The organism is uncultured Flavonifractor sp., from assembly GCF_944385615.1.
Taxonomy (GTDB): domain Bacteria; phylum Bacillota; class Clostridia; order Oscillospirales; family Oscillospiraceae; genus Flavonifractor.
Window position 1 is genome coordinate 1 of the sequence record NZ_CALWXV010000037.1, and the last position, 26,975, is coordinate 26,975.

Here is a 26,975-nt window from a genome sequence, read left to right on the forward strand (position 1 = left end):
ACCTCGCCGGTCCAGGAGGGACGGTCGTACATGTACATGGACACCTTCACGTCGTCGCCGTACTTCTTCACGTTGGGCAGGTTGCGGATCTCCTCCAGGCAGGAATCCCAGGTCTCGCCGGCGGTCATGCGGCGGTCAATGGAGATGGAGCAGGAGTCAGCCACAGCGCAGCGGCTGGGAGAGGTGTAGAAGATCTGGGAGGTGGTGCAGGTGCCGCGGCCCAGGAAACGGGCGTCCTCGTAGTGCTCGGGGTTGTACTTGGGGTTGAGCATCTTCACGAGGCCCTTGATCTCGGTGGAGTCGGCGTCGTCGTTCTCGTTGAGGGCGCGGACATCCTGGAGAATGTCGGCCATCTTGTAGATGGCGTTGTCGCCGCGCTCGGGAGCAGAACCGTGGCAGGACACGCCCTTCACGTCCACCCGAATCTCCATACGGCCGCGGTGACCGCGGTAGATGCCGCCGTCTGTGGGCTCGGTGGAGATGACGAACTCAACCTGCTCCTTCTTGATGCCGTTGGCGGGGAAGAACTTGTTGACGATGTACTGCCAGCACATACCGTCGCAGTCCTCTTCCTGAACGGAGCCCACCACCATGATCTTGTAGCCGTCGGGGATCAGGCCCAGATCCTTCATGATCTTGGCGCCGTACACAGCGGAAGCCATGCCGCCCTCCTGGTCGGAACCGCCGCGGCCATAGATGACCTCGTCGTCCTCATAGCCCTCGTAGGGGTCGTGGGTCCAGTTGTTGATGTTGCCGATGCCCACGGTGTCGATGTGGGAGTCGATGGCGATGATCTTGTCGCCCTGACCCATCCAGCCGATCACGTTGCCCAGGCCGTCGAACTCAGCCTTGTCAAAGCCCAGCTTCTCCATCTCGGCCTTGATGCACTCACAAACGCCCTTCTCCTCGCAGCTCTCGCTGGGGATGCGGATCATGTCCCGCAGGAAGCGGGTCATGTCGGCCTTATAGCCTTCGGCAGCAGCTTTGATCTTCTCAAAATCCATGGTAATGACCTCCAAATCTTTTTATTTGCACGGGATCGTCCCGTTTCAGTTCTGACTTAGTAGGGCTTCTGGGGGGTGTCGGTGGTGGGATACTCGCCGTCCCAGATCACCCGGCGGTACTTCTCGGGGTCAGTGTTGCCCTCGGTGGAGAACATCAGCACACGGCTGTGCCGGTCCAGCTCCAGAGCATCCCGCAGCTCTTTGTAGGTATCGTCGCACATGATGGCGTCCAGAGTGCCCATACCCACAGCGCCGGACTCGCCGGAGATCACGCGGGGATCGCCCTTCACAGAGGCGCTCAGCATCCGCATGCCCTTGGCGCTCACCCAGTCGGGGCAGGAGATAAAGGCGGAGACATGGTTGCGCAGGATATCCCAGGAGATGGTGTTGGGCTCGCCGCAAGCCAGACCGGCCATGATGGTCTGCAGGTCGCCGGTGACGATGCGGGGCGCACCGTCATTGGCCAAAGCGCCCTGGTACAGGCAGTCAGCAGCGCGGGCCTCCATCACCACAAACTTGGGAGGATCATTGGGGTAGAGGTTGGTGAAGTAGCCCACCACAGCACCAGCCAGAGAACCCACACCGGCCTGCACGAACACGTGGGTGGGGCGGTTCACGCCGCACTGACGCAGCTGATCGGAAGCCTCGTTGGCCATGGTGCCGTAGCCCTGCATGATCCAGGAGGGGATCTCCTCGTAGCCGTCCCAGGCGGTATCCTGGACGATAACGCCGTGCTCGGTCTCGGCGGCCTCAGCGGCGGCCATACGCACGCAGTCGTCGTAGTTGACCTCTTCGATGGTGACCTTGGCGCCCTCCTTGGCGATGTTGTCAAAGCGGGACTTGGCGCTGCCCTTGGGCATATGTACCACGGCCTTCTGGCCCAGCTTGTTGGCCGCCCAAGCCACGCCGCGGCCATGGTTGCCGTCGGTGGCGGTGAAGAAGGTAGCCTGGCCGAATTCCTTGCGGAAGGCCTCGCTGGTCAGATAGTCATAGGTCATCTCGGACACGTCCCGGCCCATCTCGCCGGCAATGTACTTGGCCATGGCAAAGGAGCCGCCCAGCACCTTGAAGGCGTTGAGGCCGAAGCGGTAGGACTCGTCCTTCACATACACGCCGCCCAGGCCCAGGTACTTGGCCATACCGTCCAGCTGAGCCAGAGGAGTGATGGAGTACTGGGGGAAGGAGCTGTGGAAGGAACGGGCCTTGGCCACGTTGTCCAGAGACATCACATTCAGCTGCTTGTCATCGCTCTTAGGCATCTTATTGAGGACCCATTTGAGCTGGTCTTTCATCGAACACTCGCCTCCAAATTTTCTTTGCGCGCCGGCAAATTTTCTTTTGTTTTCTGAGACCATCATACCACTTGTTTGGCAGATGTCAAGAGGAAATCTAAAAAAAATATTGAGAAGCTAAAAATTTTTTTGGTGTGGCTGTAACGTCCCTGTTCCCAGTGGGTTTCATCCCCTCCCCTCTCCCCTTCCAGCGCAAAAAAGGGGCCTCAGTGCGGCCTGTGGTTCGCCGCAGTACTGAGGCCCCCTGGAAGGTCTTGGGCGGCCTCCTGAATTGGGTATCACTGGGTATGAAAGGCGGTCCGGCACATGGCCGGTCAGCTTACTTTTTGTAGTAGGTGTTCTCCATGGGCAGGCGGGTACGCAGGATGTGATCCTTGGCGTAATAGGCCCCCTGGACCGCCGGAGCTGTGGGGATGGTAGCGATCTCGCCGATACCCTTGGCGCCGTAGGCGAAGGGCAGCAGCTCCTCCTTCTCCACATAAATGGCGTGGATATCGGGGATCTGGTTGGAGCGCATCAGGCCCAAAGTGCCGTACTTGGCCTGGGGCACACAGTCCTTCAGGGGGAAGTCCTCGGTAAGGGCATAGCCCAGGCCCATGAGCACGCCGCCCTCGATCTGACCCTGAATGGAGGTGGGGTTGACCACCTTGCCGGAGTCGTGGGCTGCGTAGACCTCCTTCACCTGTCCCTCGTCGTCCAGGATGACCACATGGGTGGCAAAGCCGTAGGCCACATGGCTCTTGGGGTTGGGCTTGTCGGAGCCCAGCTTGTCGGTGGGATCAAAGAACTCGGCAAAATACTCCTTGCCTTCCAGCTGGGACAGGTCGCCGTTTACCTTGTCCATATCGGCTTTCAGGTCCACAGCGGCCATCCGCACCGCCTCACCGGTGATGAGGGTCTGGCGGGAGCCGGAGGTGGTGCCCGAGTCGGGAGCCACCTCAGAGTTGGCCCCCATGTTCCGCAGCAGCAGCCGGGGCAGCCCGGTGGTCTGGGAGAGGACCTGGAGGAATACGGTGGCGCAGCCCTGGCCGATATCGGAGGCGGCGGCATACAGCTCCACCATACCGTCCCGTACCACCAGCTTACAGCGGCCCTTGTCGGGCAGGCCCACGCCCACACCGGCGTTCTTCATGGCGCAGGCGATGCCCGCGTGGTCCATGTTGGCCTCATACACGTCCTTAACGGCCAGCAGAGTCTCCTTCAGGGCGGTGGAGCAATCGGCGATCTGGCCATTGGGCAGCACCTTCCCCGGCTCGATGGCGTTGCGGTAGCGGATCTCCCAGGGGGAGATACCCACCTTCTCAGCCAGCAGGTTGATGTTGGACTCCAGGGCAAACTCGCTCTGGCACACGCCGAAGCCACGGAAAGCGCCGGCGGGGGGATTGTTGGTGTAGTAGCCGAAGCCACGGATATCGGTGTTCTGGTAGCAGTAGGGGCCCACCGAGTGGGTACAGGCCCGCTCCAGCACAGGGCCGCACAGGGAGGCATAGGCGCCGGTGTCAAAGTAGATCTCGCAGTCCAGGCCGGTGAAAATGCCGTTTTCATCACAGCCCAGAGTGAAGGTGCCCTCCATGTAGTGGCGCTTGGGGTGGAAGTTGATGGACTCCTGCCGGGTGAGCTTGGCCTTTACCGGCCGGTTCACCTTCAAAGCGGCCAGCACCGCCAGGTGCTGCACCGACACGTCCTCCTTGCCGCCGAAGCCGCCGCCCACGAACTTGTTCTCCACCACAATGCGGTCGGGCTCCCAGCCCAGCATGATGGAGATCTCCTTCCGGGTGTCGTACACGCCCTGGTCGGAGGTGTACACCTTCACCCCGTCCTTATAGGGGAAGGCCACGGCACACTCGGGCTCCAGGAAGGCGTGCTCGGTGAAGGGGGTCTTGTAGCTCTGGGTCACCACGTACTTGGAATTGGCCAGGGCGGTTTTGGCGTCGCCCCGGGTTACATGGCGCTGCTGGCACAGGTTGCCGTTGGGGTGGAGTCTGGGGGCGTCCTCTGCCATGGCCTCCTGGATGGTGCGCACCGGCTCCAAAGGCTCATAGCTGATCTTCACCAGCTTCTTGGCCTGAGCCAGTACCTTCTCATCCTCGGCCACCACCAGACAGATGGCGTCGCCTACGCAGCGGGTGATATCTCCCTTGGCGATCATCACGTCCCAGTCCTGCTGGATGTGGCCCACCTTGTTGTTGGGCACATCCTCGGCGGTGAGGACGGCCAGCACGCCGGGCAGGGCCACGGCTTTGGAGACGTCAATGTCCAGCACACGGGCTCTGGGATACTGGGAGCGGACAGCGGAGGCGTAGACCATGCCCTCCATCTCAATGTCATCGCAGTAGGCGCCGCTGCCCAGTACCTTGCCCCGCACGTCGGTGCGGAAGGCCCGGTCGCCCACGCCGTAGACGTCGCCCTTCTCCAGCTCGGGGTCGATATGCTCGTCCCCCCGCAGAATGGCAGCGGTGAGGGCAATCCCCTCAATGATCTTCTTATAGCCGGTACACCGGCAGATGTTGCCCCGGATGGCCTTCTTAATGTCAGCCTCGGTGGGGTTGGGGTTCTGGTCGATGAGGGCCTTGCCCGCCATCACCATGCCGGGGATGCAGAAGCCGCACTGGACGGCTCCCACCTTGCCGAAGGCATAGACAAAAGCCTCCTGCTCGTCATGGGTCAGGCCCTCCACGGTAAGGATGGTCTTGCCCACCGCCTTTTTGGTGGTGAGGACACAGGACTTGACGGCCTTGCCGTCCACCACGATGGTACAGGTGCCGCAGGCGCCCTCGCTGCATCCATCCTTGACGGAATAGAGGTGCAGATCGTCCCGCAGGTAGCGCAGCAGGGGCTTATCCTCCTCGGTGGTACGGAGGACACCATTTACGGTAAAGGAATAGCTCATCTGTGGTTCCTCCTTTTCACTCAAAATCAGACACGGTAAAGATGCCGTTGGCGTCCACGATCACGCCCCGGGGACACTTCACCGCGCACATTCCGCAGGAGACGCACCGCTCCGGGTGGATGACCGCATGGTTATTCTCCATGGTGATGGCGTCCGCCGGACAGTTTTTCTCACAGATCCGGCAGGCGATACAGCTGACGTCGCAGGCGTTCCGGGCCACAGGGCCGGCGTCCTGATTGGAGCAGCGGGGGGTGATGACGGTATCGGCGTCCACCAGTCGGATCAGGTTCTGGGGACAGGCCTCCACGCACAGCCCGCAGCCCACACAGGCGTTCCGGTCCACCACCGCCGCCCCGTGGGGGCCGATGTGAATGGCGTCCAGACGGCAGGCCTCCACGCAGCTGCCCAGGCCCAGGCACCCCTGCGCGCACTCCAGCACCCCGTCGGCATAGGCCTGCTTTGCCATCCGGCAATCCAGGTAGGACAAATCGCCCCCCTCCCGGCGCTTGGCCCGGCTGCCGCCGGTACAATACACCATGGCGATGCGGTTATTTTGGGTAGGTGCCATGTTGGGTTCCTCCTTATCAGGGGACGCGGCCGGGCCGCTCCCCTCTTTTTCCCTTAAATGCCGCCCGTCTCCAGGCGTGCGCAAAGCCTCAGTGGGGGGACTGAGGCAATGCGCGCCGCCAGGGGCGGACGAAACGGATGTTTTTTACTTCAGCAGATAGCTGTAGCTGTCGTACACCGCGCAGATCAGCTTGCGCAGAGGCTCGTACAAACCGCAGCCGGCGTCGGCCACGTCGTACTCCTTCACCTCGCCGCCCAGGCGGACCCGAGTCTTGGTGCCCTCCAGCTTCAGGAAGCCCTCGTTCTCGCTGTTGACGAAGTCCTCCTCGCTCCAGAACAGGGTGAACTTATCCTTGTAGGGACGGCTGTCGTAGGGGCAGAAGGTGCCGCAGTTGCCGCACTCGTTGCACATGCCGTCCACATGGATGATCTGGCGCATCCGCATACCGGGTACGGCGATGGCCACGTTGGCCCGGTTGGGGCACACCTCGGTACAGGTCTCGCACACGGTGGCGCAGCCCAGGCAGCGAACCTCGTCACAGCTCTTGCAGTCGGTGCACAGATCGCCCCGCTTGGACAGAGGCTTCTGATAGTCGGCGTTGACGTTCTTGTCCACGTAGGTATCCACGTCGAAGTCCTGAATGGCGCGGGCAGCCTTGGTGGCGCCGGCAATGGCCTCCACCACGGTGCCGGGGCCCTTCTGGCCGTCGCCGATGACATAGACGTTCTTCACGGAGGACTCCAGGGTGTCGGCGTTCACCACAGCCTTGCCGCGGCCGTCCACCTCCAGGCCGTTGGCGGTGTACAGCTCGGTGTCCACCTTCTCGCCCACGGCGGTGATGACGGTGTCGGCCTCCACAGTGACTACCTTACCGGTGTCCACGGGAGAGCGGCGGCCGGAGGCGTCGGGAGCGCCCAGCTCCATCTGGTGGCAGGTGAGCACGCCGTCCTTCACGCCCACGGGAGCCAGCAGCTCCTGGAACTCCACGCCGTCCTCCAGAGCCAGCTCCAGCTCCTCCTGGTCGGCGGGCATATAGCGCTTGGTGCGGCGGTAGACCAGGGAGACCTTCTCCACGCCGGGGATGCGCTTGGCGGCCCGGGCGGCGTCCATGGCGGTGTTGCCGCCGCCGATGACCACCACGTTCTTGCCCAGCTTCAGGCTGTCGGGGGTCTTCTTGGCCTGCTCCAGGAACTCGATGACGTTCATCTCTTCGCCGTACTCCAGGCCGGCGCTGCCCTTGTGCCAGGCGCCGGTGGCCAGGATAACCTGGGTATAGCCCTTGTCAAAGAGCTCCTGCACGCTCTTGACCTCGGTGTTCAGCTCCACCTTCACGCCCATGGCGTTCATCAGCTTGACGTCGTTGTCGATGGCGGCGTCGCTGATGCGGAAGGCGGGGATCACATGGCGAACGATGCCGCCCAGGGAGTCCTTGCGCTCAAAGATGGTCACGTCCACACCGGCGCGGCCCAGGAAGTAAGCGGCGGACATACCGGCGGGGCCGCCGCCGATGATGGCAACCTTCTTGCCGGCCACGGGGGCGGCGGGCTTCAGCTTGGGCAGCAGAGTCTCAAAGCCGCCCTCGGCCGCCTTCAGCTTCTGGGTGCGGATATACACGCTCTCATCATAGGCGTTGCGCATGCACTTGTCCTGGCAGCGGTGAGAGCAGATGGTACCGGTGATGAAGGGCAGGGCGTTGCGGTGGGTGATGATCTGGAGGGCCTCCTCATACTTGCCCTCGCTGACCCGCATCAGATAGGCGGGGATATCCTGCTCGATGGGGCAGCCGTTGCGGCAGGGAGCTTCGAAGCAGTCGATGAGAGGCACCTTCTTGTCCATCTTCCGGCTGGGAATGGGCTTCATGGGCTTCTGATAGTGGACGTCGGTGACAAACTCCTTCACCAGAGCGTCGGCCTTGTCCACATTCACGCCGGTCCAGGGCTCATAGCTGATGTCCATCAGCTCGCCGCCGATCTGGCTGAAGCGCTGATAGCCGCCGGGCTTGAGGACGGTGGTGGCCATGGTGACCGGCCAGATGCCCGCCTCAAAGAGCTTCTTGATGGAGTGGATGTCGGCGCCGCCGGAGTAGGAGATGCGCAGCTTGCCCTTGAACTCCTTGGACAGCATCCCGGCCAGAGACAGGGACAGGGGGTACAGGGAGCGGCCGGACATATACATCTCTTCGCTGGGCAGCTCGCCAGCCTTCACGTCCACAGGGAAGGTGTTGGTGATCTTCACGCCGAACTCCAGGCCCCGCTCGCCGGTGAGCTTCATCAGCCGGTGGAACATGGGGATGGCGTCCTCCCACTGCAGGTCCTCCTTGAAGTGGTGGTCGTCAAAGGCGATATAGTCAAAGCCCAGACCGTCCAGGGTCTTGCGGGCAAACTCGTAACCCAGCAGAGTGGGGTTACACTTGATGTAAGTGTTCAGGTTCTTCTCGGTGATGAGGTAGGTGGCGATACGCTCGATCTCATCGGGGGGGCAGCCGTGGAGAGTGGACTCAGTGATGGAGTCGGACACCTTGGGGGAGATGGCCTTCACATAGTCGGCGTCCACGTTCTGGAACCGGTCCAGGTTGGCCAGCGCCCAGTCCATGCACTCCTTCCACACCTCGGTCTGGGAGGCGTCCATCATGCCGTTGATGTACTTGTCCACCTTCTCGCTCTTGATGCCCGCCAGGTCATAGCCCACGCTCATGTTGAACACAAAGCCGTTGGGATCGCCCAGGCCCAGCTCCTTGGCCAGCAGCTTACAGGCAAACCAAGCCTTGACATACTCAGCAAAGGCCTGGGGCACATACAGCTCGGTGGACCACTCGCAGTTATAGCACTCGTCTTCGGCGGTGATGCAGGGCTTGTTGACGCACTTGGAGAGCTCCTCGCCGTCCATGACCTGAACGGTCTTGACCTCAAAGAACCGGCTGCCGGCGGCGTAGGCGGCGATGATGTTCTGGGCCAGCTGGGTGTGGGGGCCGGCGGCGGGGCCGTAGGGGGACTCGATCTTCTCCTCAAAGATGGGCAGGGCCTTGCCGTCGGTGTGCTTGACCAGCTTGGACACGCCGAAGATGGAGCCCTGGCTCTTATACTCGCTGAGGATCCAGTTCATCAGGTGGGCAAAAGGCATGGGACGCATAATATCGCTCATAATCAAAACCTCCAGTTATTGTTATAACTCGGAATTACATTTTGTTTTTGTATTTAATGGGTATTACATCTTAGTAAGTGCAGTGGTTCAGCTCGCCCCACAGCTTCTTGGACTGCTCCATGCACCAGGCGTTGATCTTGGCCCCACCCGGCTCCAGCCGGGCGGGGACCCCAATGATTTTATTTGCTCGGGGCGAATAAATCGCCCCGGCATCAAGGTTTTGCCTGGGGCAAAACGCTTGGTGAGGACAAGCTCAACTTGCGTTGTACCTTAGTAAGTGCAGTGGTTCAGTTCGCCCCACAGCTTCTTGGACTGCTCCATGCACCAGGCGTTGATCTTGTCCTCGTCGATGCCCACGAACTCCCGGTCCTTGTAGAGCACCTTGCCGTTGATGATGGTGGTGCGGCAGTTCTTGCCCATCATGCCGAAGAGCATGTGGCCGTCGATGTTGGCGTCGGAGAAGGGGGTGAAGGGCTTGTAGTCCATCACGATCACGTCGGCGGCGGCGCCGGGCTTCAGCACACCCAGAGGCTTTTTAAAGTAGCGGGAGCAGATCTTGGCGTTGTTCTGGAAGAGCATCCCGGTGGCCTCGCACCAGCCCACGTTGGGCATGCACACATTGTGGCGCTGCATGGGCAGCAGGACCTTCAGGCTCTCCAGCATATCGTGGGTATAGGCGTCGGTGCCCAGGCCGATGAGGATGCCCCGGTTGTACAGCTGCAGCACGGGGGAGCAGCCCACGGCGTTGCCCATGTTGGACTCGGGGTTGTGGCAGACCATGGTGTTGGTCTCCTTGATGATGTCCATCTCGGCGGGAGAGACGTGGATGCAGTGGCCCAGCATGGTCTTCTCACCCAGGATGCCGTTGTACAGCAGCCGGTTGATGGGACGGCAGCCGTAGTTCTGCAGGGAGTCGTACACGTCGTTCATGCCCTCGGCCACATGGATGTGGAAGCCGGTCATACCGTCGTTGGCCTTGACCATCTTCTCAAAGGTCTTGTCGGAGATGGTGAACAAGGCATGGCCGCCGAACATGGCCTTGATCATGTCGTCGTCCTGCTCCTTGGCCCACTTGGCAAAGTCGGCGTTCTCCTGAATGGACTGCTCGCACTTCTCCTCGCCGTCCCGCTCGGACACCTCATAGCACAGGTTGGCCCGCATACCCAACTCCTTGCACACGTCCTTGATGGCAAAGAGGGAGCCGGGGATCTCACAGAAGGAGGCGTGGTGGTCAAAGATGGTGGTCACGCCGTCCCGGATGCAGTCCAGCACGGTGGCATAGGCGCAGGCCCGGGTGCCGTCCAGGGTCAGGTGCCGGTCAATGTACCACCACTGGCCGTCCAGCACCTCAAAGAAGTTGGTGGGGTTGAAGCCGTTGATGGACAGGCCACGAGCCAGTCCGGAATAGATATGGGTGTGGACGTTGATAAGGCCGGGCATAATCACGCCGCCCTTGGCGTCCACAAATTCAGCGTCGGGATACTTGGTCTTCAGGTCGGCCAGAGGGCCTACCTCCTTGACCACCTCGCCGTCCAGAACCACGGCGCCGTCCTCCAGATAGGGGAGCTCCTCACTCCGGGTAATCAGTCTGCCATTTCCAACCAGCAGCATAATTCAGTTCCTCCTTTTTATTGTTCCGTTTCTCCGTAAAAAAATTGTCCATTCCTGGTAGAATGGACAAATCAGATCTCAGCTTTTTCAAGGTTGCAACCGCAACCCAGCCGAACCCCATGTCCATCCAGCCCGTGCGCGAAAGCACTCCGTTGCAGCCACAACTTTTCTATAGAAATTTGTAAATATTGCATATACTTCAAATCACTTGATGGCTTTATCTTACCACAATTCGCCCTGGTATGCAATACTTTTGTTTGAAAAACAAAAAATTTTTTAGGCATCCAAATTTAGTTGAATCTGATACGAAATGTGGTAAAATAAAAACGATCACAATCTGTCGTCTGACGCCGGGGCGGCTGCGTTCCAGTGACTGGAAACCCCCGCGTTCACAAAGTACACCCCCCGCGCAGACACGCGAAAGGAGGGAATCGACATGCCAGAGGCATCTACACTGCAATTTCTGTTCAAGCTGGCCAAAGGGATCGCCAGTCAATTCGGCCCCAACTGCGAAGTGGTGGTCCACGACCTGGCTACCAACGACCCGGAGAGCTCCATCGTAGCCATCGAAAACGGGCAGGTTACCGGGCGGAAGGTGGGCGATGGGCCGTCTCATGTGGTGCTGGAGGCTCTGCGGGGCGGTCAGGCCCAGCTGCAGGATCACCTGTGCTATCTGACCCGCACCAAGGATGGTAAGATCCTCAAGTCCACCACCATTTACATCCGGGATGACGACGGCACTCCCATCGGCATTTTCGGCATCAACTACGACATCACCCTGATGCTGGCCATGGAGACGGCGCTCAAGCAGTTCACCGCCACCGAAAAGGAGGAGAAAGAGCCGGAGGCCATCTCCCGCAACGTATCCGATCTGCTGGACGAGCTGATGGAGCAGAGTGTGAAGATCGTAGGAAAACCGGTTGCCCTGATGAACAAAGAGGATAAGGTCAAAGCGGTGCAGTTCCTCAACGACACCGGCGCCTTCCTGATTACCAAGAGCGGCGACAAGGTCTGTAAATTCTTCGGGATCTCCAAGTACACCCTGTACAGCTACATCGACGAAGCCAAAGAATAAGCGTCCACACATCCATCTCCAAAAATGGCCCGGCTCCTGAGGAGCCGGGCCATTTTCATGCGTTCATTCGTGCCGCTGGGATTACTTGTCCGTCTTTTCTTTGGGCAGAACCAGGTTCAGAACAATGGCCACAATGGTGGCAACCACCACAGAGGAAGAACCAAACACAGTATTGACCCAAGCGGGGAAGCCCTCGCCGGCCAGGCAGCCGGACACCTGGGTAATGCCTACGCCCAGCGCCACGGACAGGCCCACCACGGAGCTCTTGCGGGGGGTGAAGCCGCCCTCGGTAATCATACGGATACCGGTCATGGTGATGGTGGCGAACACCGAGATGGTGGCGCCGCCGATGACGCACTGAGGAATGGTGGTGAGCAGGGAAGCAAACTTGGGCACCAGGCCGGCCACCAGCAGGATACCGGCAGCCAGGGCAAAGACCGCCCGGTTGATGACCTTATTAACAGTGACGATACCCACATTCTGGCTGTAGGAGGCGGTGGGCAGGCCGCCGAAGAAGGCGCCCACGATGCTCATCAGGCCCTGGCCAATGATGCCGCCGGACAGCTCACGGTCGGTGGGCATACGATCCATACCGCCCATGGTGGTGGAGGACAGATCGCCGATGGTCTGCACCGCGTTGACCACATACACAATAGCCAGAGACACGCAGGCAGAGGGGACAAACTTGATCTCAAAGGGCATGACCTCGGGCAGGGCAAACCAGGAAGAGGTGCCCACGCTGGAGAAATCCACCATACCCACAAAATAGGCCACAATATAGCCCACGATCATGCCGATGAGGATGGCGCCCAGCTTGAAGATGCCCTTGGTGAAGTTGGACAGGAAGACCACCACCACCAGAGTGATGAGGGCCACCACCCAGCTCTTCACATTGCCGAACCAAGCGGTACCGGCGCCGCCGGCCATGTACTTGACAGCGGTGGGATAGAGGGACAGACCGATGGTGAAGATAACGGTACCGGTGACCAGGGGCGGAAACAGGGGGCGAATCCACTTGACGAACACGCCGAAGACGATGGCCACAATACCGCCGATGATCTCAGCGCCCAAAATCGTAGCGATGTCAAATTGTTCACCGATGGCCTGCAGGGTGGGGATGTACGCAAAGCTGATGCCCATGATGACGGGCAGCCCGGAGCCAATGCGCCGGAAAATGGGGAAGAGCTGGAGGAGCGTGGCAATGGCGGTCAAGATCAGAGAGACCTGAATCATCAGGGTCTTTTCCGCCTCTGTCAGCCCACAGGTGTTGGAGACCAGGATGGCGGGGGTAATAATGCCCACGACCGCGGCCACCACGTGCTGAAGTCCCAGGGGGATCAGCTGTCCCGGCTGGGGGATACCCTTCCATTGGAAGACGGTATTAGGGTTGCTGGTTTTTGGTGTTCCCATTCCAATCGCCTCACAAAAATTTTTTTGCCCAAATGCTTTTTTTGCTCACCCAAACTATAACCCATTTAACTCCTAGATGCAAGTGAAAAATGAAGTACGTGCCCCAAAATTCCCACCCATTTTTTGTGCAATTTAGAAAATTTCTTTCTGAACAGCAGATTGAAAATTATAAATTTCAGTTTCTCGTATAAACTATCCGGTTTTCATCTTCTTTGCCTGACGCACGCTGGTTCAGGGTAGACTTTCCAAAACAGATATGCTAGAATGGCCCTGCCGTACCTTGTATACGGCCTTTTTCTTCTGATCTGGAAAGGAGAGACAGATATGGGCACCACCCTCAGCACTCTGAGCAATCTGGCTATCTATATCGCCCTGGTGGTCTTGGGCGCGTTCCTGGGCTCCCGGCCCGGCGTGCGCAGCCGCCCCCTGGTATGGGTGGGCAAACTCCAATTTGTGGCCCTGATGATCCTGATTGTGACCCTGGGCGTCAACCTGGGAGCCAATGATGAGGTCATTTCCTCCCTGGGGCAGATCGGCCTGGCCGCACTGATCATCACAGTGCTGGCTATGGGTGGCTCCATCCTCTTTCTCACCCTGCTGCGGCGGTTCATTCTGAAGCTGGACCATGTGGGACTGCCCAAAGGCAGCAGCCAGACCACCGGGGAGGCCTCTCATTCCGCTGGAAAGGCGGACAATTCCCTGACCAAGTGGATCGTCATCGCGGTGGTGCTGGGCATGCTGGCGGGCCGGTTTGTCCTTCCCGCCGCCGTCACCGCCCACTGCGGCACGGTTATCAACTTCGGCCTCTACCTGCTTCTTTTCATGGTGGGTATGGACATGGGCAAGCAGGGTACCTTCCTCAGCGATATCAAGACCGCCGGGTTCCAAGTGCTGCTGGTGCCCGTGTTCGTATGCGCCGGTACCCTGGTCTTTGCAGCGCTGGCGGGCCTTTTTCTCCCCATGGGAATCAAGGATGCCATGGCGGCCTCCGCCGGTATGGGCTGGTACTCCCTGGCCCCTACCCTGCTGGCCCCCTACTCCCCCATGGTGTCGGCGGTATCCTTCCTGTCCAATGTAATGCGGGAGATCTTCTCCATTCTGGCCATCCCCTTTGTGGCCCGCTATGTGGGCTATGTGGAGTGTGCCGCCCTGCCGGGAGCGGCCGCCATGGATACGGTGCTTCCCGTGGTGGTGGGCGCCACCCATGAGCGGATCACCATCTACTCCTTTACCTCAGGCGTGGTCCTCTCCCTGGCGGTGCCCATTCTGGTGCCCGCCATAGTCGCCCTTCCCTTCTAAGGAGGTACAAAGCATGGAAATCGAACGCCGCTGGCTGGTAACAGGCTGGCCTGATCTGGAGCCTGTCTCCACCCTGTCCATGGAGCAGGGCTATTTTGCTACCCGCCCCGCCATCCGCATCCGCCAGGAACATGTCCTGGGCGGCTCCACCGCCTATGTGCTCTGCTTCAAGGGCAAGGGCGGGCTGGTACGGGAGGAGATCGAGCTGAACCTGAGCCCCAACTACTACGCCCGGCTGAAGGATATGCTGGGCAAGCCCATGATCCAGAAAGAGCAGCGCCGGTATGCCCTGCCAGATCACCTCATCCTGGAGGTCAACTCGGTGGACCCCCAGTTGGACACCGGCTTTTTCTACGCCGAGGTGGAGTTTTCTACAGAGGCGGCCGCCCTGGCCTGGACGCCCACCCCGGAGCTGGAGGCCTATCTCTCTCATGAGGTCACCGGCCAGCCCGGCGAGAGCATGGCGGCCTATTGGGACCGGACCCGCAACTGAATACAAGATGCCCTGCGGCGCTTACCGCAGGGCATCTTTTTTCTATGCATGGGTTTAAATCAAAGCCTGGAACAACTCACAGGCCGTCTCCAGCAGTTCGTCGGGAAAATCAAAGTCGGTGCTGTGGAGGGGCGGATGGTCCTCTCCATCCCCCAGCAGGAACATGGCCCCCTCCGCCTGACGGAGGTACCAGCCAAAATCCTCCGAGCCCCGCATGGGCTCGGGCATCTCCACCACCGGCAGTCCCAGGGCACGGGCGGCCGCCTCTACCTTTTCCACAGCGGCCGGGTGGTTGGCAGTCTCGGGGAATACGTCCCGCTCCTCCAGGGTCAAGGTCAGCCCATCCGCCTCTGCTGCCTGACGGGCCAGTGCTGTGATCTGGTCCTGAAGGGTATCCAGCTCCCCCTGGTACTGAGCCCGCAGGGTAAGCAGCAAAGCCCCCCGGTAGGCCGAAATACCAAAGGCAGGCTCTCCCACGTCCATTTGGACCACTGTGGCCATGACCAGGCCCTGGTGGTCCTCCCGGCGGGTGAGGCTGGACAGAGCACCCACCACCTTTGCCACCGCCTGGGCGGGATTACGGCCCAGCTCCGGGGTACTGGCGTGGGTGGAAACACCCTCAAACCGCAAAATCAGTCCCTTGGAGGCACAGTTCATGGTGCCCTTTCGCAGGGCCACGGTACGCAGGGGATAACCGGGCATATTGTGGAAGGCGTAGACCTCTTTGATGCCCTGTTCCGCCAGCAGCGCGGCGCAGGCCTCTCCCCCGCCCCCCACCTCTTCGGCGGGCTGGAAAATCAGGTACACATCCCGCTCTGCCCCGGTTTCCTCCAGAATCAGACCCAACAGGGCCAGGGCGGCGCTGTGGCCGTCGTGGCCGCACTTGTGGGCCACACCGGGGCACTGAGAGCGGTAGGTCATGGTACAGGTCTCTTCTATGGGAAGCGCGTCAAAGTCGGCCCGAAAGGCCACGCTGCCCGCTCCCCGGCCCCGGCACAGGGCGTAAAACCAGCTACCCCGGTCTACCAGTTCCAGATGGGTATGCTCCTGAAAAAAGGCCATCAGCCGGGCTTTGGTCCACGCTTCCTGTCCGGACAGCTCTGGATGGGCGTGGAGCTGGTGGCGCAGCGCTCTGGCCAGCCCATAACGGGTATCCATCATTGGTCTTTTCCCTTCTCCTTTTTATCCTTTTCCTCGTCCTCTTCCGGGAGAACGTTGACCCGGATCTCCAACACCCGGCGGTGGTCCACCTTGGTGACCGTGACGTCCAGGCCATCGGAGACAAAGTGGTCTCCCTCCTCGGGGATACGGCCAATCTGCTCCATGACCCATCCGGAAATGGTGTTGGCGTCACACTCTCCCTTGATGGAAAACAGATCAAACAGGTCGGTCAGGTCGGCGGAACAGGAGATGAGATAGCTGCCATCCTCCTGCGGCTTGAACTCCTCGATGACCTCGTCGTGTTCGTCCCAGATCTCGCCCACCAGTTCCTCCACGATGTCCTCCAGCGTCACCAGACCCTCGGTACCGCCGTACTCATCCACCACAATGACCATGTGGGCCTTTTCCCGCTGAAGGATACGCAGCAGCTCGGAAATCTTGGTATTGCCGGTGGTATACAGCATGGGGCCGGTGATGCTTTTGACGTCGGTGATGCCCCGGTACCGGGCGGCGTGGAAGTCCTTCTCGTGAATCACTCCAATGATGTCGTCAATGTCCTCATGGTACACCGGCAGACGAGAGTAGCCGCTCTCTGCAAAGGCCTGGGCAATGTCGTCCATGGAGTCGGTGTCCTCCACCGCCACAATGTCCACCCGGGGGGTGAGGATCTCATCCACTTCCATATCGTTGAACTCGATGGCGGAGCGGATGAGCTTGCTCTCATGCTGGTCCAGCCCGCCCTCGCTCTCGGCCTGGTCCACCATGGTCACCAGCTCTTCCTCGGTGATGCCGCCGTCTCCCTCCTTGTGGAATACCAGGGACAGCAGCCGCTTGAGCAGGCCAAAGAGAATATTCACCGGGGTCAGAATAATCATGAGCACCCGCATGATCGGGGCGGAGAACATGGCAAAGCTCTCGGGATACTCCTTGGCCAGGCTCTTGGGGGAGACCTCGCCGAAGATCAGCACCACAATGGTGATTACGGCGGTGGAGATCACCGCGCCGTTTTGCAGCTTCAAACCTTCGGTAAAGAAAATAGTGGCCAGAGAAGAGGCGGACAGGTTGACAATGTTGTTGCCCACCAGAATGGTGGAGAGCAGGTTGTCATACTGGTCCACCAGTTTGAGGGCCAGAGCCGCCCGGCGGTTGCCGGCGTCGGCCTTGCTCTTCAGGCGGATGCGGTTCAGGGAGGTAAAGGCGGTCTCCGTGGCGGAGAAATAGGCCGAGAGGATCACAAGGATCACAAGAATCACGACCATGGTTAAACTGGAACTTTCTGGCATACGAAAACAATCAACTCCAACTTTTGAATTTGTGTGAAAACGCGCAAAAGGACAACCCTATCCCCTAAGGGGTAAGGCTGTCCCGCTCCACATGGTTTGTCATGTAATTGTAACTGGGCGGAGGTTCGTCCACGCGGATTCACCCACTCCTTTTTCAGATTACCGGGGCTTAGACGCTGTCTGAAGGAACGGCTAGGCCTTGTTTGAAAACAGCCACTGACACCGCCAATAAATCGGTGGGCTATGTTCAAACAAGGCCTAGTATAGCATACATCCACCCGGATTGCAAGGCCTGCCGGTCTATCCGGCAGGGCCTGTTGCCGGTCACCTTTTCTTGTTCTTACAGCGGTACATACACCGCAGCCTTCCCTCTACGGACAGGAAACAGTCCAGCAGCCTTGGATTGAAATGGCCACATTCCCCCCGGCAGATCATATCCATGGCCTTGTCAAAGCCGTAGGCTTCCTTGTAGACCCGCTTGCTGACCAGGGCGTCATACACGTCGGCAATGGAAACGATCTGGGCCCAGATGGAGATCTGGTCTCCCTTCAGCCCATCGGGATAGCCGCCCCCATCCCAGCGCTCATGGTGGTGAAGCGCGATATCGTGGGCATAGCGGTAAGCGCTGTGCTCCCGCATTTGGGGGATACGGGAGAGGAGGATGCTTCCCTGGACGGTGTGGGTCTTCATGATATCGAATTCCTCTTTGGTCAGCTTGCCCGGCTTGTTGAGAATGGCGTCCGGGATGGCGATCTTGCCCACATCATGCATGACCGCAGCCAGGGCAATCTGGGTGATCTCATCCTCATCCAGTCCCTCGCCCAGCTCGGTGTGACGGAGCATCAGCTCTGTGATGCTGCGGATACGCCGGACATGGCCGCCGGACTCGCCGCTGCGGAACTCAATGGCGGTAGAGAGCGCCTCTACCATGCCGAAGCTGAGTTCGGCGATTCGCTGGGCCTGCTGCAGCAGCTCTGACTGCTGCCGCTCCACCTGATTACCCAGCCGGCGGCGGGCCTGAAACAGCTCAATGACCGAATTGACCCGTCGCTCTACCACATGGGGCACCACAGGCTTGTTGATGACGTCCATAACGCCCAGGGTATAGGCCTCTTCCACCACCGCGCCGCTGGTCTCCGCGGTAATCAGAAACACAGGGATCTGCTGCAGCAAATTGGTTCCCTTCAGCAGACGCAGCAGCTCCATACCGCCCATCACCGGCATCACCACGTCCAGCAGCACAGCGCAGATTTCATGCGGATGATCCAGCAAAAATTTCAGGCCGTCCTGACCGTTTTCCGCGGTCTCGATCCGATAGTTGCCCTGAAAAATCTTGCTTAGAACCATCCGGTTTAAAATCGTGTCGTCTACGATCAGCATGGTATTGGGTTCTTCACATTGCATGATACACTGTGCTTCCTGATCCATCGGCTACACCTCTTCCTTCAGGCATGGCGGTCTTGCCCCTGCTATTGCCTATCATATTGCTTTTTTCTTCCCGCGTCAACCACTGTCTGGAAAGAAAAAGCCGGTCGAAAAAAAGGGAACGCTGTATTTTGTTCTTTTCCCCGGACAAAACAGGATTTTTTCCTTCGGAATCCGACAGAAAAGGCCAAAATACCCGCTACAAAAAACGCAGGATTTCCTTCGTTTTGGAAACCCTGCGCTCTTTGCTCTGAACTTGCCGCTTACACCAGCTGGATGATAGCCATCTCAGCGGCATCGCCGCGGCGGGGGCCGATCTTCACAACGCGGGTATAACCGCCGTTGCGGCTGGCATACTTGGGACCCAGCTCGTCAAAGGTCTTCTTGGCCACGTCCTCCTTGGTCAGGTAGGCCAGAGCCTTACGGTAGTTGGCGAGGTTGGGGTTCTTGGCCAGAGTGATCATCTTCTCGGCCATGGGAGCAACTTCCTTGGCACGGGCATAGGTGGTCTTGATCTGACCGTTCTCCAGCAGGTAGGTGGTCATGGCGCGGAGCATGGCCAGGCGCTGATCGGTGGGCTTACCCAGTTTACGCTGATGAGACATGAGTTCCAACTCCTATCGGATGTTCGCCAAGGCGAACTCCACAATTTAAATTCGTCCGCGGGGATTATTTCCCCGGAAAGGAGCGACAGTGTCCGTGTGGGTCCGGGAGGGGACGTTACATGCCCCCGGACCGCTCCCTTCTCTGGCCTCAGTTTTCCTCGTCGGCCAGGTGCAGGCCCATCATGGCCAGCTTGTTGATGACCTCTTCCAGGCTCTTGCGGCCCAGGTTGCGCACCTTCATCATCTCGTCCTCGGTCTTGGAGATCAGATCCTCCACCGTGTTGATGTTGGCCCGCTTGAGGCAGTTGAAGGAACGGACCGACAGGTCCAGCTCCTCAATGGTCAGCTCCAGCACCTTATCCCGCTGGGCCTCGGCCTTCTCCACCACCGTGGACTTGGAGCCCATGGTCTCGCTGAGATCGGTGAAGAGGACAAAGTGGTCGCAGAGGATGCGGGCGCCCAGGCTGACGGCGTCCCGGGCGGTGATGGTACCGTCGGTCCACACCTCCAGGGTCAGCTTGTCGAAGTCGGTCAGGTCGCGGACACGGGTATTCTCCACCGTGTAGTTGACCTTCCGCACCGGCGTGTAAATGGAATCCACCGGGATCAGCCCGATGATGGTCTGAGCCGGCTTGTTCCGGTCGGCGGGGACGTAGCCCCGACCGTGGGACAGGGTCAGCTCCATGTTGAGGCTGGCGTCCGGACCCAGGGTGGCGATGTGCAGATCCGGATTGAGGATCTCCACCTCGCTGTCGGCCTTGATATCGCCGGCGGTGACTTCACACTCACCGCTGGCCTCGATATAGACCGTCTTCACGCCCTCGGAGTGAAGCTTGGCAATGATGCGCTTGATGTTGAGGACGATCTCGGTCACGTCCTCCTTCACACCGGGAATGGTGGAAAACTCGTGCTGCACGCCGGCGATCTTGATGGAGGTAACCGCCGTGCCGGGCAGGGACGAGAGCAGGATGCGGCGCAGGGAGTTGCCCAGAGTGGTACCATAGCCACGCTCCAGCGGCTCCACGACATACTTGCCGTAGGAACCGTCGCCGGGGTTCTCCACACATTCGATGCGGGGCTTCTCGATTTCTACCATGTGTTACCCTCCTTTTCGCGGCGGCGGACCTCCGTCCGCCGCCTTATACAGCTCACCAATAATCGAGGGTACAAGCACGATTACTTGGAGTACAGCTCGACGATCAGGTGCTCCTCGATGGGCAGGTCCACGTCCTCGCGGGCGGGGAGGGCTACCACCTTGGCCACCAGATTATTCTGGTCAAAGTCCAGCCACTTGGGGGCGGGACGGGAGCCGTTGGCCTCCAGGGACGCCTTGAACTTCTCCTTGCTCCGGCTGGTCTCCTTCAGGGCGATGACCTCGCCGGGCTTGACCAGGTAGGAGGGGATGTCCACGCGATGGCCGTTGATGGTGAAGTGGCCGTGACGGACCAGCTGACGGGCCTCAGGACGGCTCATGGCAAAGCCCAGACGATAGATCACGTTGTCCAGGCGGGTCTCCAGGATGGACAGCAGATTGTCACCGGTCACACCCTTGCGGGCGGCGGCCATCTCATAATACTTGCGGAACTGGCTCTCCAGCACGCCGTAGTAGCGGCGGGCCTTCTGCTTCTCACGCAGCTGCATGCCGTACTCGGACAGCTTCTTGGTGCGGCCCTGGTTGTGCATGCCGGGGGCAAAGGGACGGCGCTCCATGGCGCACTTGTCGGTATAGCAGCGGTCGCCTTTCAGGAAGAGCTTCTGGCCCTCTCTGCGGCACTGGCGGCAGACTGCTCCGGTATATCTAGCCATAATTCGTACTCCTCCTTCTCTTACACGCGGCGGCGCTTGGGCGGACGGCAGCCGTTGTGGGGAATGGGGGTCACGTCCTTGATGAGGGTGACCTCCAGGCCCACGGCCTGCAGGGCGCGGATGGCAGCCTCACGGCCGGCGCCGGGGCCCTTCACGTACACCTCCACGGTCTTCAGGCCGTGCTCCATGGCAGCCTTGGCGGCAGTCTCGGCAGCGGTCTGAGCGGCGAAGGGGGTGGATTTCCGGGAGCCACGGAAGCCCAGGCCGCCGGAAGAGGCCCAGGACAGGGCGTTGCCCCCCATATCGGTCACGGTGACCATGGTGTTGTTGAAGGAAGAGCGGATATGCACCTGGCCCTTTTCAACGTTCTTGCGCTCACGGCGCTTGCGGATAACCTTCTTACCCTTGGTAGCGGTAGCCATGTGTCTCTCCCTCCCTTACTTCTTCTTGTTGGCGACGGTGCGCTTGGGACCCTTGCGGGTACGCGCGTTGGTCTTGGAACGCTGACCGCGGACGGGCAGGCCCTTGCGGTGACGCAGGCCGCGGTAGCAGCCAATCTCGGTGAGACGCTTGATGTCCATCGCCACATCACGACGGAGGTCGCCCTCCACAGTGTAGCTGTGGCTGATGATCTCGCGCAGCTTGGCCTCATCGGCCTCGGTCAGATCCTTCACGCGGGTGTCGGGGTTGATACCGGCCTCAGCCAGGATCTTGTTGGCGCTGGTGCGCCCGATACCAAAGATATAGGTAAGGCCGATCTCGACCCGCTTATCCTTGGGCAAATCAATGCCAGCAATACGTGCCATACTGTTTCAGCACCTCCTATTAACCTTGTCTCTGCTTATGCTTGGGGTTTTCGCAAATAACCATGACCTTGCCCTTGCGCTTGATGATCTTGCACTTCTCGCACATGGGCTTCACGGACGGTCTAACTTTCATGTCATTAACCTCCTGTAGAGCCTGATGGCCCCGGCACGGCGGAGGCAAGGCCCCGCTGACCCGCGCCGGTCATTGATAGGGGTGGCGGAGCTTCGCCCGCCGGAACGAGCCGGATTACTTGCTTCTCCAAGTGATCCGGCCCCTGGTTACGTCATAGGGGGACATCTGCACGGTGACCTTATCGCCGGGCAGGATACGGATGAAGTTCATCCGCAGCTTGCCGGAGATGTGGGCCAGAATAATATGGCCGTTTCCGATGTCCACATGGAACGTGGTATTGGGAAGGGACTCGGTCACGACGCCCTCCACTTCGATCATATCGTCTTTTGCCACAGCGTCATACCCTCCTTAGCTCTTCAGCTCGGAAAGCGGCCAGCGCCCTCCGCACCTCTCGGTTTGTTATGGGGTTGCCCGCCCGGATCTGATCCAGAACGGGGTGTTGAAAGTCCCCCGCGTCCGCCGTATGGGCGGCCTTTTTCCGCTTAGGGGACTCTGCCTTTCGCCGTCTGCCGTCACAGAGCAGCAGATAGGGGCCATTCTGGTCCAGAACACAGAACAGCTCGCCCTTGTCATGCCCTGCCAGAGAGCGGACGATCCGCGGATGCTCCGGCGCCATGCTCAGTCCTCCGCCACGGTGAGCACTTCGGGCTCCCCGTCGGTGATAAGGATGGTGTTTTCATAGTGGGCGGTGAGGCTGCCGTCGGCGGACACAGTGGTCCAGCCGTCCTTGAGCACCTTGACCCGCCAGTCGCCTGCGCACACCATAGGCTCCACAGCGATGGTCATGCCCGGCTGAAGCCGGGGCCCGTGACCCGCCGGTCCGTAGTTGGGCACCTCAGGGGCCTCGTGGAGCTTGGCGCCCACACCGTGACCCACAAAGTCCCGCACCACAGAGAAGCCGTTGGCCTCCACATACTGCTGAACGGCGTGGGAGATATCGTACACCCGCTTGCCCGGCCGGGCCAGGCGGATACCCTCCCAGAAGCTCTGCTCGGTGACCCGAATGAGCTTCATGGCCTCGTCGCTCACCTCACCGCAGGGGAAGGTGGCGGCGCAGTCGCCGTGAAAGCCGTCCAGATAGGCGCCCACGTCAATGCTGACGATGTCGCCCTCCTGTAATTTCCGGGGACCCGGAATGCCGTGGATGACCTGCTCGTTGATAGAGATGCAGGCGGAGCCGGAAAAGCCGCCGTAGCCCAGAAAAGAGGGCTTGGCTCCGTGGCTCTCGATAAATTTGCGCACCGCGACGTCAATCTCATGGGTGGTGACGCCGGGGCGCACCATAGAACCGGCCAGCGCCCGGGCCTGGGCGGTCAGCCGCCCGGCCCGGCGCATCAGCTCAATTTCCCGGGGAGATTTCAGTGAGATCATTTCCATCTCAAATCACTTCCCCAGCAGTTCCATGATTTTCTCGTTGGTCTCTTCGATCCCGCCCAGGTCGGGCACGCTCATCAGCACGCCGTGGGCCTGGTAATAGTCCTTCAGGGGCTCGGTCTCGTTGTGATAGACCTCCAGCCGGTGCTTGACGGTCTCCGGTTGGTCGTCCTTGCGCTGCTCCAGCTCGCCGCCGCACTTGTCGCAGACCCCCTCCTGCTTGGGAGGAGCAGTCTGGATGTGGTAGGTGGCGCCGCAGGTGTGGCAGGTCCGGCGGCCCGTCATACGGGCCTCGATGACGCTGTCGTCAATCTCCAGGGAGAGCACCGCGTCAAAGTGGATGCCATGGGCGTCCAGCGCCTGAGCCTGGGCAATGGTGCGGGGCACCCCGTCCAGAATAAAGCCCTTTGCGCAGTCGGGCTCGGCCAGCCGCTCCTGGATGATGCCGATGATGACCTCATCAGGGACCAGCTTGCCGGCGTCCATATAGCTCTTGGCCTCCAGCCCGATGGGGGTGCCGGCCTTGACGGCGGCCCGGAGGATGTTGCCGGTGGAGATGGTGGGGATGCCCAGCTTCTTGCTGATGATCTCAGCCTGGGTCCCCTTTCCGGCGCCCGGGGCGCCCAAAAGGATGATTTTCATTCTACTTCGCCCCTTACTCCAGGAAGCCCTTGTAGTGCCGCATCATCATCTGAGCCTCCATAGCCTTGGTGGTCTCCAGGGCAACGCCCACGACGATGATAACGGAGGTGCCGCCAATGGCCAGGCTATTGACGCCAATGATGGCGCCGGTGATGATGGGCGCGATGGCGATGATCGCCAGATACAAAGCGCCGAACATAGTAATCTTACCCAGCACCTTGTGGATGAAGTCGGCGGTGGGCTTGCCGGGACGGAAGCCGGGGATAAAGCCGCCGTTCTTCTTCAGGTTATTGGCCACTTCCACCGGGTTGAACTGCATGGTGGAGTAGAAATAGCTGAAGCCAACAATGAGCAGGAAATAGATCACGATATAAAGAATGCTGGTGGTGTCAAAGATCCGCAGGAACACACCCCAGCCGCCCTCGCTCTCGGTGCTCTTGCCGAAGAACATGCCCACGGTGGCGGGCAGGGAGGCGATGGCCTGGGCAAAGATGATAGGCATAACGCCGCTCATGTTCACCTTCAGGGGGATGTGGCTGGACTGGCCGCCGTACATCTTGCGGCCCACCACGCGCTTGGCATACTGGACGGGAATGCGGCGCTCGGAGTTCTGGATGAACACGATGAGCACGATGATGGCCAGCATACCGATGACGATGAGAATAGCGCCCCACCAGGGGAGGCTGAACTGATCCGTCACGCCGTTGAGGTTGTTGCGGATACCGGTGTAGATGGTCTCCACCATGCCGGGCACCCGGGAGAGGATGCCGGCGAACAGGATGATGGAAATACCGTTGCCGATGCCGAACTCGGTGATCTGCTCACCCAGCCACATAACAAAGGCGGAACCGGCGGTAAAGCACAGGATGATGACGATGGCAACCCACCAGCCGGGCAGGCCGGCGGCGTCAATCAGGTTACCATTGCCGGTGTTGGCAATCAGGGTGTAGTAACCCAGACCCTGGAGAATAGCGATAGCCACGGTCACGTAACGGGTGATGGCCGCGATCTTCTTCCGGCCCTCCTCGCCGCCGTCCCGCTGGAGACGCTCCAGAGCGGGGATGGCAACGGTGAGCAGCTGGATGATGATGGAGCTGTTGATATACGGCTGTACGCCCAGGGCAAAGACGGCGGCCATAGAGAAGGCGGTGCCGTTCATGGTGCCCAGCAGGGAGAAGATACCTCCCATGTTGTTGAGCGTGGTGCCCAGCAGGTCGCTGTTGATGAAGGGGACAGGAACCACCGAGCCCAGCCGGAAGATGAGCAGCGCGAAGATGGTAAAGAGGATCTTCTTGCGCAGCTCAGGAATCTTCCACGCGTTACGGATGGTCTCGATCACTTAGACCACCTCATACTTTCCGCCAGCAGCCACGATCTTCTCCTTGGCGGAGGCGGAGAAAGCGGAGGCACGGACAGTCAGCTTCTTGGTCAGGGTACCGTTGCCCAGCACCTTGTAGCCATACTCACACTTGGAGAGGATGCCCTTCTCCAGCAGGTCGCACACGTTGACCACAGCGCCGTCCTCGAACTTGTTCAGAGCGGACACGTTGATGGCCTCCAGGGGCTTGGCAAAGATGTTGTTGAAGCCGCGCTTGGGGATACGGCGGGTCAGAGGCATCTGGCCGCCCTCAAAGCCCACGCGGACGCCACCGCCGGAGCGGGCCCACTGGCCCTTCTGGCCGCGGCCGGCAGTCTTGCCGTTACCGGAACCGTTGCCGCGGCCCTTGCGGTAGGCCTTGGGGTTGGAACCGGCAGCGGGGGAAAGATCATGCAGATTCATTTCGCGCACCTCCTTACTGTTCCTCGGTCACCTGCAGCAGGTAGCCGATGTGGGCGATCTTGCCGCGGGTAGCCTCGTTGTCGGGCTGTACGGTGGTGTCGCCGATGTGGCGCAGCCCCAGAGCCTCGGCGGTGGCCTTATGCTTGGCGATGCGGCCGTTCAGGCTCTTGACCAGCTTGATGTTCAGATTAGCCATGTTCACGGCCCTCCTTAACCTACGATCTCGCTGACGCTCTTGCCGCGGATGCGGGCGACCTCCTCGGGACCACGGAGAGCCTTCAGGCCCTCGAAGGTGGCGGAGACCACGTTCTGCGGGTTATTGGAGCGCAGGCACTTGGCGCGGATGTCACGGATGCCGGCGGCCTCCATGACGGCGCGGACGGGGCCGCCGGCGATGATGCCGGTACCGGGGGCAGCGGGCTTCAGGAGCACGCGGCCGGCGCCGAACTCGCCGATGACCTCATGGGGAATGGTAGTGCCGGACAGAGTCACGTTGCACATATTCTTCTTGGCGTCTTCGATGCCCTTGCGGATGGCCTCGGGCACCTCAGCGGCCTTGCCCAGGCCGAAGCCCACGCGGCCCTTCTCATCGCCCACCACCATCAGGGCGGCGAACTTGAAGATACGGCCGCCCTTAACGGTCTTGGACACGCGGTTCAGGGCAACCAGCTTCTCGGTGAACTCGCTGGGTTCTCTTTCAAAACGAGCCATTTAATCTTCCTCCTCCCTTAGAACTGCAGGCCGCCCTCACGGGCGCCTTCGGCCAGGGCCTGTACGCGGCCGTGATAGACATAGCCGCCGCGGTCGAACACCACGTTCTCGATGCCGGCGGCCTTGGCGCGCTCGGCGACAGCCAGGCCCACCTTCTTGGCGGCCTCGCAGTCGGAGCCCTTGCCCTCAAAGCCCTTTTCCATGGAGGAAGCAGACACCAGGGTCTTGCCGTTCACATCGTCGATGATCTGGGCGTAGATGTTGGTGTTGCTGCGGAACACGTTGAGACGGGGACGCTCGGGCGTGCCGGAAATCTTGCCGCGCACTCTCTTATGGCGCTTAAGCCGCTGAGCGTTGGTATCGGGTCTGTTGATCATAGTGGCACACCTCCTTATTTCTTCTTGACGCCGGTCTTGCCTTCCTTGCGGCGGATGACCTCGTCGGTGTATTTGATGCCCTTGCCCTT

The 26,975-nt window shown here is 60.3% G+C and carries 28 protein-coding genes; 3 read left to right on the forward strand and 25 right to left on the reverse strand.

Features of this window, described 5'->3' with window-relative positions; translation table 11 throughout:
* The 6 genes from Q0J75_RS09740 to ssnA all read right to left on the reverse strand — a co-directional run.
* The coding region (locus Q0J75_RS09740; protein WP_297200338.1) for a YgeY family selenium metabolism-linked hydrolase at positions 1-1,004 on the reverse strand (1,004 nt) is incomplete at its 3' end.
* 56 nt (positions 1,005-1,060) lie between these two features.
* A complete protein-coding gene (dpaL, locus tag Q0J75_RS09745; protein ID WP_297200341.1) occupies positions 1,061-2,296 on the reverse strand; it encodes a diaminopropionate ammonia-lyase in 1,236 nt (411 codons plus the stop codon).
* Positions 2,297-2,615: 319 nt separating this feature from the next.
* Positions 2,616-5,186: a selenium-dependent xanthine dehydrogenase gene (gene xdh, locus Q0J75_RS09750; protein WP_297200344.1), complete on the reverse strand. Its 2,571-nt coding sequence runs from the start codon at positions 5,184-5,186 to the stop codon at positions 2,616-2,618.
* Positions 5,187-5,202: 16 nt separating this feature from the next.
* Positions 5,203-5,754: a 4Fe-4S binding protein gene (locus Q0J75_RS09755; protein WP_297200347.1), complete on the reverse strand. Its 552-nt coding sequence runs from the start codon at positions 5,752-5,754 to the stop codon at positions 5,203-5,205.
* Between the two features lie 144 nt (positions 5,755-5,898).
* Positions 5,899-8,895 carry a putative selenate reductase subunit YgfK gene (ygfK, locus tag Q0J75_RS09760; protein ID WP_297200350.1) on the reverse strand — a complete coding sequence of 999 codons (2,997 nt, stop codon included), beginning with the start codon at positions 8,893-8,895 and terminating at the stop codon, positions 5,899-5,901.
* A 270-nt stretch (positions 8,896-9,165) separates the two neighbouring features.
* Positions 9,166-10,506: a putative aminohydrolase SsnA gene (gene ssnA / locus Q0J75_RS09765; RefSeq protein ID WP_297200353.1), complete on the reverse strand. Its 1,341-nt coding sequence runs from the start codon at positions 10,504-10,506 to the stop codon at positions 9,166-9,168.
* Between the two features lie 436 nt (positions 10,507-10,942).
* Between ssnA and Q0J75_RS09770 the strand changes: the two genes are divergently transcribed.
* Complete coding sequence (locus Q0J75_RS09770) at positions 10,943-11,581, forward strand: helix-turn-helix transcriptional regulator (RefSeq protein ID WP_297200355.1); 639 nt, start codon at positions 10,943-10,945, stop codon at positions 11,579-11,581.
* A gap of 81 nt (positions 11,582-11,662) precedes the next feature.
* Here the strand turns inward: Q0J75_RS09770 and Q0J75_RS09775 are convergent, their stop codons facing one another.
* Positions 11,663-12,991 carry a uracil-xanthine permease family protein gene (locus Q0J75_RS09775; RefSeq protein ID WP_297200358.1) on the reverse strand — a complete coding sequence of 443 codons (1,329 nt, stop codon included), beginning with the start codon at positions 12,989-12,991 and terminating at the stop codon, positions 11,663-11,665.
* Positions 12,992-13,315: 324 nt separating this feature from the next.
* On the opposite strand from Q0J75_RS09775, the gene Q0J75_RS09780 reads away from it, so the two are divergent.
* Entirely contained in the window at positions 13,316-14,290 is a 975-nt protein-coding gene (locus Q0J75_RS09780; RefSeq protein ID WP_297200361.1) for a lysine exporter LysO family protein, read from the forward strand.
* 13 nt (positions 14,291-14,303) lie between these two features.
* Entirely contained in the window at positions 14,304-14,783 is a 480-nt protein-coding gene (locus Q0J75_RS09785; protein WP_297200364.1) for a hypothetical protein, read from the forward strand.
* Positions 14,784-14,837: 54 nt separating this feature from the next.
* Here the strand turns inward: Q0J75_RS09785 and Q0J75_RS09790 are convergent, their stop codons facing one another.
* From Q0J75_RS09790 to rplR, 18 genes are all read right to left on the reverse strand, one after another.
* Entirely contained in the window at positions 14,838-15,944 is a 1,107-nt protein-coding gene (locus tag Q0J75_RS09790; protein ID WP_297200367.1) for a M20 metallopeptidase family protein, read from the reverse strand.
* On the reverse strand, positions 15,941-17,227 hold the full coding sequence (locus Q0J75_RS09795) for an HlyC/CorC family transporter (RefSeq protein WP_297200372.1): 1,287 nt from the start codon (positions 17,225-17,227) through the stop codon (positions 15,941-15,943). Before Q0J75_RS09795 ends, Q0J75_RS09790 begins: the two co-directional genes overlap by 4 nt.
* Before the next feature lie 324 nt (positions 17,228-17,551).
* Positions 17,552-18,655: an HD domain-containing phosphohydrolase gene (locus Q0J75_RS09800; protein WP_297200375.1), complete on the reverse strand. Its 1,104-nt coding sequence runs from the start codon at positions 18,653-18,655 to the stop codon at positions 17,552-17,554.
* 260 nt (positions 18,656-18,915) lie between these two features.
* On the reverse strand, positions 18,916-19,257 hold the full coding sequence (gene rplQ, locus Q0J75_RS09805) for a 50S ribosomal protein L17 (protein WP_297200387.1): 342 nt from the start codon (positions 19,255-19,257) through the stop codon (positions 18,916-18,918).
* 148 nt (positions 19,258-19,405) lie between these two features.
* Positions 19,406-20,353, reverse strand: coding sequence for a DNA-directed RNA polymerase subunit alpha (locus Q0J75_RS09810; protein ID WP_297200390.1), 948 nt, complete (start codon positions 20,351-20,353; stop codon positions 19,406-19,408).
* Positions 20,354-20,433: 80 nt separating this feature from the next.
* On the reverse strand, positions 20,434-21,063 hold the full coding sequence (rpsD, locus tag Q0J75_RS09815; RefSeq protein ID WP_297200392.1) for a 30S ribosomal protein S4: 630 nt from the start codon (positions 21,061-21,063) through the stop codon (positions 20,434-20,436).
* A 20-nt stretch (positions 21,064-21,083) separates the two neighbouring features.
* The gene (rpsK, locus tag Q0J75_RS09820) at positions 21,084-21,485 is read right to left on the reverse strand and encodes a 30S ribosomal protein S11 (RefSeq protein WP_007494608.1); all 402 of its coding nucleotides are present in this window, start codon (positions 21,483-21,485) and stop codon (positions 21,084-21,086) included.
* A gap of 15 nt (positions 21,486-21,500) precedes the next feature.
* Entirely contained in the window at positions 21,501-21,869 is a 369-nt protein-coding gene (gene rpsM, locus Q0J75_RS09825) for a 30S ribosomal protein S13 (protein ID WP_087187801.1), read from the reverse strand.
* 19 nt (positions 21,870-21,888) lie between these two features.
* A complete protein-coding gene (gene rpmJ / locus Q0J75_RS09830; RefSeq protein ID WP_006573428.1) occupies positions 21,889-22,002 on the reverse strand; it encodes a 50S ribosomal protein L36 in 114 nt (37 codons plus the stop codon).
* Between the two features lie 114 nt (positions 22,003-22,116).
* The gene (gene infA, locus Q0J75_RS09835; protein WP_009258089.1) at positions 22,117-22,335 is read right to left on the reverse strand and encodes a translation initiation factor IF-1; all 219 of its coding nucleotides are present in this window, start codon (positions 22,333-22,335) and stop codon (positions 22,117-22,119) included.
* 4 nt (positions 22,336-22,339) lie between these two features.
* Complete coding sequence (locus tag Q0J75_RS09840; protein WP_297200399.1) at positions 22,340-22,618, reverse strand: KOW domain-containing RNA-binding protein; 279 nt, start codon at positions 22,616-22,618, stop codon at positions 22,340-22,342.
* Between the two features lie 2 nt (positions 22,619-22,620).
* Entirely contained in the window at positions 22,621-23,373 is a 753-nt protein-coding gene (gene map / locus Q0J75_RS09845; RefSeq protein ID WP_297200416.1) for a type I methionyl aminopeptidase, read from the reverse strand.
* 12 nt (positions 23,374-23,385) lie between these two features.
* Complete coding sequence (locus Q0J75_RS09850) at positions 23,386-24,018, reverse strand: adenylate kinase (protein ID WP_297200402.1); 633 nt, start codon at positions 24,016-24,018, stop codon at positions 23,386-23,388.
* A 13-nt stretch (positions 24,019-24,031) separates the two neighbouring features.
* Complete coding sequence (gene secY, locus Q0J75_RS09855) at positions 24,032-25,357, reverse strand: preprotein translocase subunit SecY (protein ID WP_297200404.1); 1,326 nt, start codon at positions 25,355-25,357, stop codon at positions 24,032-24,034.
* Positions 25,358-25,798 carry a 50S ribosomal protein L15 gene (gene rplO, locus Q0J75_RS09860; RefSeq protein ID WP_191435656.1) on the reverse strand — a complete coding sequence of 147 codons (441 nt, stop codon included), beginning with the start codon at positions 25,796-25,798 and terminating at the stop codon, positions 25,358-25,360.
* A 13-nt stretch (positions 25,799-25,811) separates the two neighbouring features.
* Positions 25,812-25,994 (reverse strand): 50S ribosomal protein L30, encoded by a 183-nt coding sequence (rpmD, locus tag Q0J75_RS09865; protein ID WP_087335586.1) that lies wholly within the window; start codon positions 25,992-25,994, stop codon positions 25,812-25,814.
* Positions 25,995-26,008: 14 nt separating this feature from the next.
* Positions 26,009-26,509 (reverse strand): 30S ribosomal protein S5, encoded by a 501-nt coding sequence (gene rpsE / locus Q0J75_RS09870; RefSeq protein ID WP_087328901.1) that lies wholly within the window; start codon positions 26,507-26,509, stop codon positions 26,009-26,011.
* Positions 26,510-26,526: 17 nt separating this feature from the next.
* Positions 26,527-26,886 carry a 50S ribosomal protein L18 gene (gene rplR / locus Q0J75_RS09875; protein WP_087187794.1) on the reverse strand — a complete coding sequence of 120 codons (360 nt, stop codon included), beginning with the start codon at positions 26,884-26,886 and terminating at the stop codon, positions 26,527-26,529.
* Positions 26,887-26,975 lie beyond the last annotated feature (89 nt).

What these genes read in the sequence shown, in the direction of transcription:
- dpaL (WP_297200341.1), bottom strand. Translation starts at nt 2,296, where the DNA reads ATGAAAGACCAGCTCAAATGGGTCCTCAATAAGATGCCTAAGAGCGAT.
- xdh (WP_297200344.1), bottom strand. Translation starts at nt 5,186, where the DNA reads ATGAGCTATTCCTTTACCGTAAATGGTGTCCTCCGTACCACCGAGGAG.
- Q0J75_RS09755 (WP_297200347.1), bottom strand. Translation starts at nt 5,754, where the DNA reads ATGGCACCTACCCAAAATAACCGCATCGCCATGGTGTATTGTACCGGC.
- ygfK (WP_297200350.1), bottom strand. Translation starts at nt 8,895, where the DNA reads ATGAGCGATATTATGCGTCCCATGCCTTTTGCCCACCTGATGAACTGG.
- ssnA (WP_297200353.1), bottom strand. Translation starts at nt 10,506, where the DNA reads ATGCTGCTGGTTGGAAATGGCAGACTGATTACCCGGAGTGAGGAGCTC.
- Q0J75_RS09770 (WP_297200355.1), top strand. Translation starts at nt 10,943, where the DNA reads ATGCCAGAGGCATCTACACTGCAATTTCTGTTCAAGCTGGCCAAAGGG.
- Q0J75_RS09775 (WP_297200358.1), bottom strand. Translation starts at nt 12,991, where the DNA reads ATGGGAACACCAAAAACCAGCAACCCTAATACCGTCTTCCAATGGAAG.
- Q0J75_RS09780 (WP_297200361.1), top strand. Translation starts at nt 13,316, where the DNA reads ATGGGCACCACCCTCAGCACTCTGAGCAATCTGGCTATCTATATCGCC.
- Q0J75_RS09785 (WP_297200364.1), top strand. Translation starts at nt 14,304, where the DNA reads ATGGAAATCGAACGCCGCTGGCTGGTAACAGGCTGGCCTGATCTGGAG.
- Q0J75_RS09790 (WP_297200367.1), bottom strand. Translation starts at nt 15,944, where the DNA reads ATGATGGATACCCGTTATGGGCTGGCCAGAGCGCTGCGCCACCAGCTC.
- Q0J75_RS09795 (WP_297200372.1), bottom strand. Translation starts at nt 17,227, where the DNA reads ATGCCAGAAAGTTCCAGTTTAACCATGGTCGTGATTCTTGTGATCCTT.
- Q0J75_RS09800 (WP_297200375.1), bottom strand. Translation starts at nt 18,655, where the DNA reads ATGGATCAGGAAGCACAGTGTATCATGCAATGTGAAGAACCCAATACC.
- rplQ (WP_297200387.1), bottom strand. Translation starts at nt 19,257, where the DNA reads ATGTCTCATCAGCGTAAACTGGGTAAGCCCACCGATCAGCGCCTGGCC.
- Q0J75_RS09810 (WP_297200390.1), bottom strand. Translation starts at nt 20,353, where the DNA reads ATGGTAGAAATCGAGAAGCCCCGCATCGAATGTGTGGAGAACCCCGGC.
- rpsD (WP_297200392.1), bottom strand. Translation starts at nt 21,063, where the DNA reads ATGGCTAGATATACCGGAGCAGTCTGCCGCCAGTGCCGCAGAGAGGGC.
- rpsK (WP_007494608.1), bottom strand. Translation starts at nt 21,485, where the DNA reads ATGGCTACCGCTACCAAGGGTAAGAAGGTTATCCGCAAGCGCCGTGAG.
- rpsM (WP_087187801.1), bottom strand. Translation starts at nt 21,869, where the DNA reads ATGGCACGTATTGCTGGCATTGATTTGCCCAAGGATAAGCGGGTCGAG.
- rpmJ (WP_006573428.1), bottom strand. Translation starts at nt 22,002, where the DNA reads ATGAAAGTTAGACCGTCCGTGAAGCCCATGTGCGAGAAGTGCAAGATC.
- Q0J75_RS09840 (WP_297200399.1), bottom strand. Translation starts at nt 22,618, where the DNA reads ATGGCGCCGGAGCATCCGCGGATCGTCCGCTCTCTGGCAGGGCATGAC.
- map (WP_297200416.1), bottom strand. Translation starts at nt 23,373, where the DNA reads ATGATCTCACTGAAATCTCCCCGGGAAATTGAGCTGATGCGCCGGGCC.
- Q0J75_RS09850 (WP_297200402.1), bottom strand. Translation starts at nt 24,018, where the DNA reads ATGAAAATCATCCTTTTGGGCGCCCCGGGCGCCGGAAAGGGGACCCAG.
- rplO (WP_191435656.1), bottom strand. Translation starts at nt 25,798, where the DNA reads ATGAATCTGCATGATCTTTCCCCCGCTGCCGGTTCCAACCCCAAGGCC.
- rpmD (WP_087335586.1), bottom strand. Translation starts at nt 25,994, where the DNA reads ATGGCTAATCTGAACATCAAGCTGGTCAAGAGCCTGAACGGCCGCATC.
- rpsE (WP_087328901.1), bottom strand. Translation starts at nt 26,509, where the DNA reads ATGGCTCGTTTTGAAAGAGAACCCAGCGAGTTCACCGAGAAGCTGGTT.
- rplR (WP_087187794.1), bottom strand. Translation starts at nt 26,886, where the DNA reads ATGATCAACAGACCCGATACCAACGCTCAGCGGCTTAAGCGCCATAAG.